16 protein-coding genes are annotated in these 13,772 nt (G+C 63.4%); 11 read left to right on the top strand and 5 right to left on the bottom strand.

The features are described from left to right. Positions 1–8 precede the first annotated feature (8 nt). On the bottom strand, positions 9–1,328 hold the full coding sequence (gene miaB, locus OEZ49_RS10340; protein WP_263388229.1) for a tRNA (N6-isopentenyl adenosine(37)-C2)-methylthiotransferase MiaB: 1,320 nt from the start codon (positions 1,326–1,328) through the stop codon (positions 9–11). Positions 1,329–1,453: 125 nt separating this feature from the next. Between miaB and OEZ49_RS10335 the strand changes: the two genes are divergently transcribed. Further along, positions 1,454–2,320: a hypothetical protein gene (locus OEZ49_RS10335; protein ID WP_164132164.1), complete on the top strand. Its 867-nt coding sequence runs from the start codon at positions 1,454–1,456 to the stop codon at positions 2,318–2,320. Between the two features lies 1 nt (position 2,321). Here the strand turns inward: OEZ49_RS10335 and OEZ49_RS10330 are convergent, their stop codons facing one another. Further along, on the bottom strand, positions 2,322–2,516 hold the full coding sequence (locus tag OEZ49_RS10330) for a hypothetical protein (protein ID WP_164132163.1): 195 nt from the start codon (positions 2,514–2,516) through the stop codon (positions 2,322–2,324). 65 nt (positions 2,517–2,581) lie between these two features. After that, positions 2,582–3,391, bottom strand: coding sequence for a phytanoyl-CoA dioxygenase family protein (locus tag OEZ49_RS10325; protein ID WP_263388228.1), 810 nt, complete (start codon positions 3,389–3,391; stop codon positions 2,582–2,584). 92 nt (positions 3,392–3,483) lie between these two features. Between OEZ49_RS10325 and OEZ49_RS10320 the strand changes: the two genes are divergently transcribed. Continuing rightward, on the top strand, positions 3,484–4,380 hold the full coding sequence (locus OEZ49_RS10320) for a LysR family transcriptional regulator (protein ID WP_263388227.1): 897 nt from the start codon (positions 3,484–3,486) through the stop codon (positions 4,378–4,380). Here OEZ49_RS10320 and irrA read toward each other — a convergent pair whose 3' ends face one another. Next, a complete protein-coding gene (gene irrA, locus OEZ49_RS10315) occupies positions 4,381–4,800 on the bottom strand; it encodes an iron response transcriptional regulator IrrA (protein ID WP_263388226.1) in 420 nt (139 codons plus the stop codon). It lies immediately after the preceding gene. A 188-nt stretch (positions 4,801–4,988) separates the two neighbouring features. Here irrA and fabA point away from each other — a divergent pair, with 188 nt between their 5' ends. The 3 genes from fabA to OEZ49_RS10300 all read left to right on the top strand — a co-directional run bounded on the left by fabA (position 4,989) and on the right by OEZ49_RS10300 (position 7,652). Beyond that, a complete protein-coding gene (fabA, locus tag OEZ49_RS10310; protein ID WP_263388225.1) occupies positions 4,989–5,498 on the top strand; it encodes a bifunctional 3-hydroxydecanoyl-ACP dehydratase/trans-2-decenoyl-ACP isomerase in 510 nt (169 codons plus the stop codon). A gap of 126 nt (positions 5,499–5,624) precedes the next feature. Next, on the top strand, positions 5,625–6,854 hold the full coding sequence (gene fabB, locus OEZ49_RS10305) for a beta-ketoacyl-ACP synthase I (protein WP_263388224.1): 1,230 nt from the start codon (positions 5,625–5,627) through the stop codon (positions 6,852–6,854). 6 nt (positions 6,855–6,860) lie between these two features. Then, complete coding sequence (locus OEZ49_RS10300) at positions 6,861–7,652, top strand: enoyl-ACP reductase FabI (protein WP_263388223.1); 792 nt, start codon at positions 6,861–6,863, stop codon at positions 7,650–7,652. Positions 7,653–7,718: 66 nt separating this feature from the next. Here OEZ49_RS10300 and OEZ49_RS10295 read toward each other — a convergent pair whose 3' ends face one another. After that, complete coding sequence (locus OEZ49_RS10295; RefSeq protein WP_263388222.1) at positions 7,719–8,147, bottom strand: FKBP-type peptidyl-prolyl cis-trans isomerase; 429 nt, start codon at positions 8,145–8,147, stop codon at positions 7,719–7,721. Positions 8,148–8,272: 125 nt separating this feature from the next. Between OEZ49_RS10295 and OEZ49_RS10290 the strand changes: the two genes are divergently transcribed. The 6 genes from OEZ49_RS10290 to OEZ49_RS10265 all read left to right on the top strand — a co-directional run bounded on the left by OEZ49_RS10290 (position 8,273) and on the right by OEZ49_RS10265 (position 13,714). Beyond that, on the top strand, positions 8,273–8,959 hold the full coding sequence (locus tag OEZ49_RS10290; RefSeq protein WP_263388221.1) for a haloacid dehalogenase type II: 687 nt from the start codon (positions 8,273–8,275) through the stop codon (positions 8,957–8,959). Continuing rightward, on the top strand, positions 8,959–9,801 hold the full coding sequence (locus OEZ49_RS10285) for an alpha/beta fold hydrolase (RefSeq protein WP_263388220.1): 843 nt from the start codon (positions 8,959–8,961) through the stop codon (positions 9,799–9,801). The genes OEZ49_RS10290 and OEZ49_RS10285 overlap by 1 nt, the downstream gene beginning before the upstream one ends. Further along, positions 9,783–10,757, top strand: a complete 975-nt coding sequence (locus OEZ49_RS10280) for a threonine ammonia-lyase (RefSeq protein WP_263388219.1) — start codon at positions 9,783–9,785, stop codon at positions 10,755–10,757. The genes OEZ49_RS10285 and OEZ49_RS10280 overlap by 19 nt, the downstream gene beginning before the upstream one ends. Positions 10,758–10,859: 102 nt before the next feature. Then, positions 10,860–11,648, top strand: coding sequence for a 3-oxoadipate enol-lactonase (pcaD, locus tag OEZ49_RS10275; RefSeq protein ID WP_263388218.1), 789 nt, complete (start codon positions 10,860–10,862; stop codon positions 11,646–11,648). A 15-nt stretch (positions 11,649–11,663) separates the two neighbouring features. Further along, positions 11,664–12,377 carry an alpha/beta fold hydrolase gene (locus tag OEZ49_RS10270; RefSeq protein WP_164132149.1) on the top strand — a complete coding sequence of 238 codons (714 nt, stop codon included), beginning with the start codon at positions 11,664–11,666 and terminating at the stop codon, positions 12,375–12,377. Next, positions 12,377–13,714 (top strand): class-II fumarase/aspartase family protein, encoded by a 1,338-nt coding sequence (locus tag OEZ49_RS10265; RefSeq protein WP_263388217.1) that lies wholly within the window; start codon positions 12,377–12,379, stop codon positions 13,712–13,714. Before OEZ49_RS10270 ends, OEZ49_RS10265 begins: the two co-directional genes overlap by 1 nt. Positions 13,715–13,772: the final 58 nt, after the last annotated feature.

Below are 13,772 nucleotides of genomic sequence, written 5' to 3'. Positions count from 1 at the left end.
GCGCGGCCTCAGATCGGTTCGCCTGCCAGCGAATTCGGCCCTGAGGCCACGATCCGGACCCGCGCGATCTGACCGGCCGACAGGCCGGGGGCCTGCACGTGCACAGCGTGCAGGTATTCGCTCTTGCCGACCATCTGGCCGGGCAGTCGGCCGGGTTTTTCGAACAGGACACTGACCTCGCGGCCAACCATGCTGTCCTGGATCTCGCGCTGGTGGCGGGTGATCAGCGCCTGCAACCGTTGCAGCCGGTCGTCGGCCTCGGCCGGGTCGACCTGCGCCCGCTCGGCCGCCGGGGTGCCGGGGCGTGTCGAGTATTTGAACGAATAGGCATAGCCATAGCGGACCTGCTCGACCAGATCGAGCGTGGCCTGAAAATCGGCCTCGGTCTCTTCGGGGAAACCCACGATGAAATCGCCCGACATCAGGATGTCGGGCCGCGCGGCGCGGATGCGTTCGACCAGGCGCAGATAGCTTTCGGCAGTGTGGCTGCGGTTCATCCGTTTCAGGATCCTGTCCGACCCCGCCTGCACCGGCAGATGCAGGTAAGGCATCAGCTTGGTGCAGGTGCCATGCGCCTCGATCAGGTCGTCGGTCATGTCGTTGGGGTGACTGGTGGTGAAACGGATGCGCTCCAGCCCGTCGATCTTGTCCAGCTCCCAGATCAGACCGGCCAGCGTCATGTCACCGTTGGGCCCCGCGCCGTGATAGGCGTTGACGTTCTGACCCAGCAGAGTGATTTCGCGTACGCCGCGCTCGACCAGATCGCGCGCCTCGCTCAGAATCCGGTCGGCGGGGCGGCTGACCTCGGCCCCGCGGGTATAGGGTACCACGCAAAAGGCGCAGAACTTGTCACAGCCTTCCTGCACGGTCAGGAACGCTGTCGGACCGCGTTTCGCCTTGGGGCGGCTCTTGAGTTTTTCGAACTTGTCTTCCTCGGGGAAATCGGTGTCGAGCGCCTTTTCCCCGGCGCGCGCCTTGGCCTCCAGTTCGGGCAGGCGGTGATAGCTTTGCGGGCCGACCACCAGATCGACCAGCGGCTGGCGGCGCATGATCTCTTCGCCCTCGGCCTGGGCGACACAGCCCGCAACCCCGATCTTGAGATCGGGTTTGGCGGCCTTCAGCCCCTTGAACCGTCCCAGTTCGGAATAGACCTTTTCCGCCGCCTTTTCCCGGATGTGGCAGGTGTTGAGCAGGATCATGTCGGCGTCTTCGGCGCTCTGCGTCTCGACATAGCCCTGCCCGCCAAGCGCTTCGGCCATACGCTCGCTGTCATAGACGTTCATCTGGCAACCATAGGTCTTGATAAACAGCTTCTTGGGGTCTGACATCGGGCGGGCCTTTGTTTTCGCGGGATCAGCGGCGGCGTCTACAGGGATCGGGCGTCGCTTGCAATGCACGCGCAATTAACCGAAGTTGGCCCAGAATGCCAGACAGGCAAGGGTGGAAGACAGGCATGGAATACGCATCGCTGGACCATTTCCTGAAAACCGGGGCCGAGGCGCTGGCCAAGGGACCGGTGGCGATGATCTTTGTCGAGGACGATGTGGAACTGGCCACCACCATGCGCCATCACATCCAATCCGGGTTCAAATCCGTTCTGGTCTTTATGCCCGATGCATTTGTCCTGCCGAAAGATGTCGAGGCGCGCATTCACCGCATCCCGTACGACTGCGGGCCGCGTAACGCGGTGGTCAATGCGATCAACCGGATCATCGCGGCGGCGCCGGGCATCTGGATGTATTACTGCTACAATGCCGAATACCTGTTCTTTCCCTTCTGCGAAACGCGCAGCGTGGGCGAGATGCTGACGTTCCACGGCGAGGAACGGCGCGACGCGATGCTGACCTATGTGATCGACCTTTATGCCGACGATTTGCAGGCCTGCCCCATGGGCGTTTCGCTGGACCGGGCCTTTCTCGACCGATCGGGGTATTACGCCCAGGCGCGCAAGGACCCGGAAACCGGCCACCCGCGCGAACGCCAGCTCGACTTTTTCGGCGGGGTGCGCTGGCGGCACGAGGAGCATATTCCGAAAGACAGCCGCAAGATCGACCGGATCGCGCTGTTCAAGGCAAAACCCGGACTGAAGATCCTGCCCAATCACACGTTCGAGGATCAGGAGTACAATACCTATGCCTGCCCCTGGCACCACAACCTGACGGCGGCGATCTGCTCATTCCGTACCGCCAAGGCGCTGAAGAAGAACCCGGGCTCGACCTTCGAGATCCACAGTTTCCGCTGGCACAATTCCACGCCTTTTGAATGGCATTCGCGCCAGCTGCTCGATCTTGGCCTGATGGAGCCGGGACAGTGGTTCTGACCTAGAACGACACGTGCCAGCTGTTGCCGGTGCCGATCGAGATGTAACCTGGCCCACAGCTGCGCCCGACCGAGACACCGCCGGTGGCACCGCCGGATCCAACCCCGACGCCGACATTCACATCCGCCGGGGAATTGCATTTCTCACACCCGGCGACGACCATGCCCGCCAGGGCAACACATAGAATTGCACGCATCACAATGTTCCAATCAAATCCGCAGTTCAGACAGGAACCGATGATGCGTGCTCAGCGCCGGGGCGTCAATCTTGGGCGCCGCGCCGGAACAGGACTGGGAACCAGTCCTCGCGCAGGCGCTGACCCGGCACCATGTCGTGACCAGGATAGGGCGGTGAGGTGCGGCCCGGACGTTCGACATAGCGCGCATCGTCACCGACGAGGCGGAGGGAGAAGGCGCGGCGGCGCGAAGTGCTGGTATTGCCACGCGCGCCATGCAGGGTCTTGTAATTGAAGGCTACGGCATCGCCCGGCTGCATCTCGAACTCGACAATGCGCATGCCTTCGGCCTCGGGGTCTGGGATGGGCATGTACTGCCCCTCGTCGGGGAAAAACCCCTCTTCGCTGACCCAGCGGGTCGGCAACACCTCTTTTTCCCACAGGTGGGACCCGGCGACACAGCGCAACGTCGCCTCTGTCACCGGATCGAGCGGCGACCAGAAACTGATGGTCTGGAGCCCGTCGACAAAGTAGTAGGGCCCGTCCTGGTGCCAGGGAGTCGCCATCGAGGTGCCCGGCTCCTTGACCAGAACATGATCGTGAAACATCTGTGCGGTCCGCGATTGCATCAGCTCGGCGGCGATCTCGGCGGCGGGTGAAGTTTCGATCACCTCGCGAAACTCCGGGATGCGATCCCAGTTGCAATAGTCGTCAAAGAAGAGACCCTTATGCCCTTGTTTGCGGTTCTCCGAGGCGTAGGGACCGGGTGCCGCCATGTTCGACTCGATCCCGGCGCGCAGGGTGTCGACGTGATCGGCGAACAGGCCTTTGACAAGGACCACGCCGTCGCGCTGGAAGGTTTCGATCATCTCGGGCGTAACAAGCGGGTGCGGCATTTCGGGCTCTCCGGTGGCTGAGGTTTGCCTGTGGTTTTCACCGGAAACACCCCCCTGTTCAAATCATATCTTAAAAACTAATAAATAAACCCATGTTATACCTTACGCTTCGGCAATACGAATATGTCTGTGCCGTGGGCCGCCATGGCAGCCTGTCGGCGGCGGCCGCTGCGCTGCATGTCTCGCAGCCCGCACTTTCGGCGGCGCTGGCCCGGATCGAGGAACATCTGGGCCATCCGCTGTTCATCCGCAGGCGCGGGTCGGCCATGGCCGTCACGCCCGAAGGGCGACATTTCATCGCCTCGGCCGAGGCTTTGCTGGCCGACGCGGCCCGGATTGAGGACCCGGCGCATCCGCGCCCTGGGCAGCAGCGCCTGCATCTGGGATGTTTTGCCGATCTGGCGCCGTTCCTGCTGGCCCCCGCGCTGCGCGCCTTGCGCCAGGCCATGCCTGATGTGACCGTCAGCTATCGCGCCGAGGCGTTCGAAGCGCTGATATCCGGCCTGCTCAAGGGGCAGGTCGATCTGGCCTTGACCTATGACTTGGGACTGGATGCGGGATTTCACCGCGAAGCTCTGTATCACAGCCACCCGCATGCGGTGATAGCACCGGACCATCCCCTGAGCCACGGGGCGGCGCCCAATCTGGCAGCCCTTACCGGCTTTCCCCTGATCCTGTCGGACGAGGGGCTGTCGGCGCAGCACATGTTGGGACTGTTCCGCGACCGGGGCCTGAACCCGGTCGTCGCACACCGCGCCGCCACGCTGGAACTGCTGCGAAGCCTGGCGGCGCATGGCGAGGGGGTGGGGATCAGCTATGCCAACCCGCCGCACACGACCAGCTATGACGGGATGCCATTGCTCAGCCGCAGGATCGCGAACCCCGATCTGGGCGAAGACGTGATCCTTGTGCGCCATGGCACCGGACCGGCGGATAGCACCACCGGGCGGGCATGGCAGGTTCTGGCAAAGCTGTTTCGCGGGCGCTGATCAGGATTTACGCCGCAGCCGGATCACCACATCGACCGAGGCGATCTCGACCCCGTCGGGCGCGTCGGGCAAGCGGTGGATCACCAGTTGATCCGAGGGTGCGTCGGAAAGACGCCCCTCGTCTTCCCAGAAGAAATGCGGATGGTCGTAGGTGTTGGTGTCGAAGTAGCTTTTCGATCCGTCCACGGTGATCTCTTGCAAAACGCCGGCCTCGCAGAAGGCGCGCAAGGTATTGTAGACCGTGGCCAGCGATACGGCTGCGCCACGGGACTTGGCCGAATCGAACAGGCTTTCGGCCGTCACATGACGATGCTTGCCATCGCCGACCAGCAACTCGGCCAGGGCAACCCGTTGACGGGTAGGACGCAATCCCGCGGCAACCAGCCAATCGGTGGCGATCTCCTGTGATTTGGGCGTCATCATGCTGTCCTGTCTACGGCTGAATGCATATATAAGGCCCCCGGGGCATAGAATTCAAATGAATTTCATTCGCATCTTCCCCCGGGGCGTCCGGTCACATCTGCCGCTGCCACCCTTGCGGGACAAGGTTGGGCGATGCTAGAGGGGGCAAGTTACCGCAAGAATACCCATGCAGGAGACCAGGGCAGATGGCGCAATTCCCAAGCAGTTTTGACAAGGACGATCTGCTGAAATGTGCGCGTGGCGAGTTGTTCGGCCCGGGCAATGCACAACTTCCGGCGCCGCCGATGCTGATGATGGACCGGATCACCGAGGTTTCCGCCGATGGCGGCGCCCATGGCAAGGGTCACATTCGCGCCGAATTCGACATCACCCCCGACCTGTGGTTCTTTGACTGCCATTTCCCCGGCAACCCGATCATGCCCGGCTGCCTGGGTCTGGACGGACTGTGGCAACTGACCGGCTTCAACCTCGGCTGGCGCGGCTGGCAGGGGCGCGGCTATGCGCTGGGTGTGGGCGAGGTGAAACTGACCGGTATGGTACGGCCTGACCGCAAGATGCTGACCTACAAGGTGGATTTCACCAAGGCGATCCAAACCCGCCGCCTGACCATGGGTGTGGCCGACGGCATTGTCGAGGCCGATGGCGAGGTTATTTATCAGGTCAAGGACATGAAGGTCGCGCTCAGCGAGAGCTGACCAGCCTTTCGGTCCGCTCCGCCCGCCATTCCCGCAACCGAAAGCACAGCTTTCGGTGACCCTTTACTTGCACCCCGTTGCTCCACTGGCCTAGATAGACGGAAGAAGTAGATAAGGAGTACACGCATGCGCCGTGTCGTCGTCACCGGGTTGGGCATTGTATCGTCCATCGGGAACAATGCCGAGGAAGTCACCGCCTCTCTCAGGGCTGGGCGCTCGGGGATCGAGGCTTGCCCGGAAATGGCGGAACACGGGTTTCGCAGCCAGATCGCCGGAACTCTGAAGATCGACGTCAAGGAACATGTGGACAAGCGCACCTTGCGGTTCATGGGGCCGGGCGCGGCCTTTGCCCATATCGCCATGAGCCAGGCGATTGCCGATTCCGGTCTGACCGAGGATGATATCGTCAACCCGCGCACGGGCCTGGTCGCAGGTTCGGGCGGGCCGTCGACCAGCGCCATGCTGGCGGCGCATCAGGCGGTGTTGAGCAGCGGTGCGACCAAGCGGATCGGGCCCTTTGCGGTGCCCAAGTGCATGTGCTCGACGATTTCGGCCAACCTCGCCACCGCGTTCCGGATCAAGGGCCTGAACTATTCCATCACCTCGGCCTGCTCGACCTCGCTGCATTGCATCGGCAATGCCGCCGAACAGATCATGATGGGCAAGCAGGATGTGATGTTCGCCGGGGGCGGCGAGGAGTTGGACTGGACGCTTTCCTGCCTGTTCGACGCGATGGGCGCGATGTCGTCGAAATACAACGACACGCCCGAGAAAGCCTCGCGCGCGTTCGACCAGGATCGCGACGGGTTCGTGATCTCAGGCGGCGGCGGCATCGTGGTGCTGGAAGAACTGGAACACGCCCTGGCGCGTGGCGCCAAGATCTATGCCGAAGTGACCGGCTATGCCGCGACCTCGGACGGGCATGACATGGTGGCGCCTTCGGGTGAAGGCGGCGAACGGGCGATGCGGCTGGCGGTGTCCACCCTGCCCGAGGATCGCAAGATCAGCTATATCAACGCGCATGGCACCTCGACCCCGGTCGGTGACTTGGGCGAGGTCGAGGCGGTGCGCCGTGTCTTTGGCGAGGGTCGCGTGCCGCCGATCAGTTCGACCAAATCGATGACGGGTCACGCACAGGGGGCGGCGGGCGCGCTCGAGGCGATTTTCTGTCTCTTGATGCTGGAACACGATTTCATCACGCCCTCGATCAATGTCGAAACGCTGGCCGAGGGCATTCGCCCCGGCGAGGTTGCGACCAAATACGTGGAAAATGCCGGATTGGATTCGGTCATGACCAACAGTTTCGGCTTTGGCGGCACCAACGGTTCGATGGTGCTGAGCAAGTTCAGGGGGTAAGGACGCATGTCGGACATACTAAAGGGCAAACGCGGCCTTATCATGGGCGTGGCCAACGATCATTCGATTGCCTGGGGCATTGCGCGGGCAATGCACGAGGCGGGGGCCGAACTGGCCTTTACCTATCAGGGTGAGGCATTCGGCAAACGGCTGGAGCCGCTGGCGGCAAGCATCGGCAGCGATTTCATGGTCGATGCCGATGTTACCAATGACGAGTCGCTTGACCGCGCCTTTGCCGAGCTGTCGGCGCGCTGGCCGACGATCGACTTTGTCGTGCATGCGATCGCCTATTCGGACAAGTCGGAACTGACGGGGCGGTTCCTAAACACCACCCGGGCGAATTTCAAACATTCCATGGACGTGTCGGCCTACAGTTTCATCGAGGTGGCGCGCCGCTCCTATCCCTTGATGCAGGAAAACGGCGGCTCGCTGCTGACTCTGACTTATCAAGGGTCGAACCGGGTTGTGCCGAATTACAACGTGATGGGCGTGGCCAAGGCGGCACTGGAATCGGCGACGCGGTATCTGGCCAACGATCTGGGTCCGGACGGCATCCGCGTGAACGCGATCTCGCCCGGCCCGATGAAGACGCTTGCCGGCGCCGCCATCGGCGGGGCGCGCAAGACCTTCAAGTTCTGCGATCAGAACGCACCGCTCCGTTCAAACGCAACGCTGGAGGCAGTGGGCGGAACCGCGGTCTACCTGGCATCCGACGCGGGCGCCTGCACCACGGGCGAGATCATCCGGGTCGATGGCGGGTTCCATGTTCTGGGCATGCCGCAGCCCGAATCCATGTAGCGCCACAGAGCCGCGTAACAGCCAGAGATGAACAAGGCCCTGCTCTATCCGAGCAGGGCCTTTTGCTTAGTTGATCGACACGATCTCGATATCGAAGATCAGGTCCTGACCGGCCAGCGGATGGTTGGCGTCAAGAGTCACGGTCGCCTCAGTCACCTCGACCACGGTGACCGGGATGATCCGGCCATCGGGGGCCTGCATCTGCAACTGGGTTCCCAGATCCACCGGAATGTCGTCTGGGATACCTTCGCGCGGGATCGCCTGGCGCGCTTCGGGATTGAGTGGGCCATAGGCCTCGACACAGGCGATTTCCACCCGCTTCTTTTCGCCCACCGCCATACCGGGCAACGCCTGATCGAGACCGGGAATGATCTGGCCAGACCCCACCTCAAACTGCAACGGGTCGCGCCCTTCGGAACTGTCGAAGGTGTTCCCGTCGAGCAGGGTTCCGGTGTAGTGGATGCGTACCGTGTCGCCTTGTTTGATCTGGGTCATGCCGTCCTTGCCTTGTATTCGCTGAAAGAACGGCCAGCCTAAGGTTTGTCACACCAATGTAAACCCCGGCCCCTTTTACCCGGTTTCAACCTGTGCAAATCTTCGCCGCAATCAGGAGGAGCCACATGCCGATCACAACCTGCGTCTTCGACGCCTATGGCACGCTGTTCGACGTGGCGGCTGCCGCCCGTCAGGCCGCGTCTGAACCCGCCTATGCCGCGATGAAGGATTGCTGGCCGCAACTGGCGTCGCATTGGCGGCTGAAACAGCTGCAATACAGCTGGCTGCGCGCGATCACCGGGGCGCATACGAGTTTCTGGGAGGTGACCCAGAACGGGCTCGACTGGGCACTGGATGCGGTCAACCTGGCCGGAGATCCGGTCCTGCGCCAGCGGCTCTTGGATCTTTACTGGGAGCTTCAGGCCTATCCCGAGGTGCCGGATATGCTCAAGGCGCTGAAGGCGGCGGGCAAGCAGACCGCGATCCTGTCGAACGGATCGCCTGACATGCTGGACGGCGCCGTGCAATCGGCGGGTCTGGGTGCGGTGCTGGATGATGTCCTGTCGGTCGAAAGCGTGGGCATCTTCAAGCCCGACAGGCGGGTCTATGACCTGGTCGGGCAACGCTTCAGCTGTGCCCCGGACGAGGTGCTGTTCGTTTCGTCAAACGGCTGGGATGCTGCCGCCGCCGCAGGGTACGGCTTTCGCACTGCCTGGGTGAACCGCGCGGGCGAACCGGTGGACCGCCTGCCCTGGATCCCGGACACGATCCTGTCGGACCTGACCGGTGTACCTGCCCTGGCGGAGGTGTGATGCCGGATTTCAGGACCAGCGACGGGCTGCGGCTTCATTTCGAGGATGAAGGCAGTGGGGCCCCCTTGTTGTGCCTGGCCGGTCTGACCCGGTGCAGCCGCGATTTCGAATTCCTGCGCCCGCATGTGCGTGACCTGCGCCTGATCCGGCTGGATTACCGGGGTCGGGGTCGCTCGGACTATGACCCCGACTACATGAACTACAACGTCCTGCGCGAAGGTCACGACGCGCTGGAACTGCTGGATCATCTCGGGCTTGAAAAGGTCACGGTGCTAGGCACCTCGCGCGGCGGAATGATCGCAATGACATTGGCCGCCAGCCACCCTGAGCGTCTGTCCGGCGTCATCCTCAACGATGTGGGACCGGTGATCGAACCGGCCGGAATTGCCCGAATCATGGAGTATGTGGGCCGCAAGCCGGTCTCGAAAACCCATGAACAGGCGGCGCAGGTCCTGAAGGACGCGATGGAGCCGCAGTTTCCTGGCGTTCCGCTGGAGATCTGGCGCAAGCAGGCCGAGATCCAATACGTGGCGACCGAGGATGGTTTGGCGCTGCGCTATGACGACCACCTGCACAAGGCGTTGCTGGAACAGGCGGCGGCGGGGGCGATCCCGGATCTGTGGATGTTCTTCGAGGCGCTGCGCAGTATCCCCACCGGCGTGGTGCGAGGAGCGAATTCCGACATCCTGGGGGCGGCGACCCTGGCAGAGATGCACCGCCGTCACCCGGGGCTGATTTCGGCCGAGGTGCCCGACCGCGGCCATGTACCATTTTTGAACGAGCCGCAATCGCTCGACATCATCCGCCGCATTCTGGAGGCCGCATGTGTTCCATTGAGATGATCGAGGCCGCAGCTGCGCGGCTTGCCGGTCATGTCCGCCGTACGCCGCTGCTCAGTTCGCCTTTTCTGGACGAGATCGCCGGACGACGCCTGCTGGTCAAGCCGGAGTGCCTGCAACATACCGGCAGCTTCAAGTTTCGCGGTGCCTGGTCGGCGATCTCGGCGCTCGACCCCGAGGTCCGAGCCCGCGGTGTCATCGCCTTTTCCTCGGGCAATCACGCGCAGGGTGTGGCCCATGCCGCCACGCTGCATGGCATATCCTCGGTCATCGTGATGCCATCGGACGCCCCAAAGCTGAAGATCGAGAACACCCGCGCATTGGGGGCCGAGGTCGTGCTGTACGACCGGGGTCGCGAAAGCCGCGAAGAGATCGGGGCGAACCTGGCAAGCGAACGCGGCCTGACCCTGATCAAACCCTATGACGAGCCGCAGGTCATCGCGGGCCAAGGAACCGTCGGCCTGGAAATTGCGCAGCAGGCGGCCGAAATAGGCATCAAACGCGCCGAGGTTCTGGTCTGCTGTGGCGGCGGTGGTCTGACTTCGGGGGTTGCTCTGGCATTGCATCATCATGCCCCCGATATGCGCGTCAGACCGGCCGAGCCCGAAGGGTTTGACGACACCCGGCGTTCGCTGGCCAGCGGAACGATCAGCCGCAACGCCAGCGAGACCGGCAATATCTGCGACGCCATCCTGACCCCGCAACCGGGGCAGATCACCTTTCCGATCCTGCAACGTCTCTGCGGACCGGGACTGGCGGTGAGCGAGGACGAGGCTCTGCATGCGATGGCACTGGCATTCCTGCGGCTGAAGATCGTTCTGGAACCCGGCGGCGCGGTTGCACTGGCCTCGGCCCTGTTCCGCGGCAGCGCATTGCAGGGAGATACGGTTATCGCAGTCGCATCCGGCGGCAATGTCGACGCCGGCGTGTTCCGGCAGGCCCTGGACCGCTACGCATGATCCATAGGCTTTCGGCGAATTGACGCCATGCGGCGTCAATTCAACTTTACCTGACCCAAGGGCAATTTGTAGGCTAAGTACCAAGAAACGGGGAGACGAGCCATGCGATTTGCCGATCTGGGTGACATACGGCTGCATTACAGAATCGACGGCGACCCAGACGGCGCGCCGGTGGTGTTTGCCAACTCGCTTGGCACCGACCTGCGGCTCTGGGACCCGATCCTGCCCTATCTGCCCGCCGGGCTGAAGCTCATCCGCTACGACAAGCGCGGCCACGGGCTGAGCGACGCGCCCGCCGCGCCCTATACGATGGGGGCGCTGGTGCGCGACGTCGAGCGGCTGCTTGACATGCTTGAGGTGCGCGATGCCCTGTTCGTGGGCCTGTCCATCGGCGGCATGATCGGTCAGGGATTGGCGGTCAAGCGGCTCGATCAAATCCGCGCACTGGTCCTGTCGAATACCGGCGCCAAGATCGGCACCAAGGAGATGTGGGACCAGCGGATTTCCGCGGTGCAGTCGGGTGGCATCGAATCCCTGGCCGACGCGGTGATGGAGCGCTGGTTCTCGCGCGCGTTCCGCGCCACGCCCGAACTGGGCCTGTGGCGCAACATGCTGGTGCGGCAACCGGCGCAGGGCTATGCCGGGTGCAGCGCGGCGATTTCCGGTACCGATTTCTATACGCCCACCAGCGGGTTGCGCCTGCCCTGCCTGGGTATCGCCGGGGATGAGGATGGCGCGACACCGCCAGATCTGGTGCGCGAAACCGTGGACCTGATCCCGGGGTCGCAGTTCCACCTGATCCGCAAGGCGGGCCACCTGCCCTGTGTGGAACAGCCCGAAAACTATGCCGCGCGGCTGGTGCAGTTCCTGCGCGACACGGGTCATATCTGAGTAGGAGAAGCATACATGGCCGATTTCCTGTTGGTGCATGGATCCTGCCACGGAGCGTGGTGCTGGCGCGACCTGATCCCCGCCTTGCAAGAACGCGGCCATACCGCACGCGCGATCAACATGCCCAGCCACGGGTCCGACGTAACACCAATCGCCGAGGTCACGCTGGAGAGCTGCCGCGACGCGGTGCTGGACGCCAGCACCCCCGATACCTTGATCGTGGGGCACAGCTGGGGCGGCTACCCGATCAGCGCGGCGGCGGAACATGACCCGCAGGCGATGCGCGGGCTGGTTTACTTGTGTGCCTATGTCCCGATCTCGGGCCTGTCGATGGTCGAGATGCGCAAGCGGGCAAAGCGGCAGCCGTTGTTGCAGGCGGTGATGAAATCCGACGATGGCCAGTCCTTTACCATCGACCCCGAGCAGGTACCGGCGCTGTTCTACCACGACTGCCCGCCCGAGCGGGTGCTCTACGCGCAACCGCGCCTCTGCCCGCAGGCGATCAAACCGCAAAGCACACCGCTCACCGTGACCGATCGTTATTACGGGGTGCCCAAGGCCTATATCCGCTGCGCCGACGACCGGACCATTCCCCCCGAATACCAAGAGGAGATGACCACGGACTGGCCATTGGACAGGGTTCATGTCATGAACAGCTCTCACTCGCCGTTCTTTGCCGACCCGCAAGGTCTGGCGCGTCTGCTGACCCGGATCGAAGGACAGTTCTGATGGCCGCATCGGTCTTTGACGGCGCGCATCTAGCACGCCTATTTCCGACCGCCGAAGTCGGGCGCCTGTTCACCGACGGGGCGGAACTGCGCGCCATGCTGCTGACCGAAGGGATGCTGGCCAAAGCGCAGGGCGAGCTGGGCGTGATCCCCAAGGACAGCGCAGGCGCGATCCAGCGCGCGGCGATGGAAATCCACCTTGACCCCGGCGCGCTGGCCCAGGCGACGGGTGCCAACGGCGTTTCGGTCCCGGCGCTGGTGGAGGCCTTTCGAACCGAGATGCAGGCCCCCGAACATGCGCAATATGTGCATTGGGGCGCGACCTCGCAGGATATTCTCGACACCGGCCTGATGCTGAGGCTGCGGCAGGCGGTGTCAGTTGTCGAACGTGATCTGGTCCAGATCCTGACCGCACTGGCCGGACTGGCGGAGACACATGCTGATTTGCCCATGGCCGCGCGCACCTATGGTCAGCATGCGACGCCGACCAGTTTCGGCGCGTTGGTCGCCGCCTGGGGCGAGCCGTTGATCAACCTGTTGGGTGAACTGCCCGAGTTGCGTCGGGCCTGCCTTGTGGTCTCTTTGTCCGGGGCGGCGGGCACCTCTTCGGCACTTGGCCCCAAGGCCGCCAAAACAAGGGCGGCGCTGGCCAGGCTGCTCAATCTCGGCGATCCCGGCCGCAATTGGCACACCGACCGTACCCCGGTCCTGCGACTGGCAGACTGGTTCACCCGCATCGGGCTGGCGCTTGGCAAGATGGGCGAGGATCTGACCGAACTGACCCAGACCGGGATCGGAGAGATTTCTCTTGGTGGTGGTGGTTCGTCGTCCACCATGCCGCAAAAACAGAACCCGGTCGGTCCCGCCGTGATGGTGGCGCTGGCCCGGCAGGGCGCCGGGCTGCTGGCGGTTCTGCATGGAGCGGCAATGCACCGACACCAACGCGACGGGGCGGCATGGTTCACCGAATGGATGTGTCTGCCGCAGATCGTACTGGGCGCTGCGGCGGCGGCACAGACGGCTGTCGAGCTGAGCGAAGGGCTGAAGCCTGACGCACAGGCAATGGCCGATGCCCTGACCGGGGGCCTCGATCTGATCCATGCCGAGACGCTAAGCTTTGCGCTGGCCGCGCTGATGCCACGCCCCGAGGCACAGGCCAGAACCAAGGCCTTGTGCAAGAAGGCTGCCGACACGGGCACACCGCTGAAGCAGATGATTGCGCGCGACTGGCCGCAGCTGGACGCCGAGACGCTAACCGACCCCGCACAGCAGATGGGCAGCGCACCGGAAGAGGCCCGCGCCTTTGCCGCGCGTGCCCGGGATCTGACCCTGGAATAGAGGGTTTGCAACCGCCGGGCGCCCGGCTAGTGTCCGGGAAACTAAACCGGACGGTTCA

It is taken from the genome of Ruegeria marisflavi (assembly GCF_025673445.1).
In the GTDB taxonomy this organism is placed as follows: Bacteria; Pseudomonadota; Alphaproteobacteria; order Rhodobacterales; family Rhodobacteraceae; genus Ruegeria_B; species Ruegeria_B marisflavi.
Note: the sequence above shows the minus strand (reverse complement) of the source record. Positions and strands in the feature narration are given on the sequence as shown.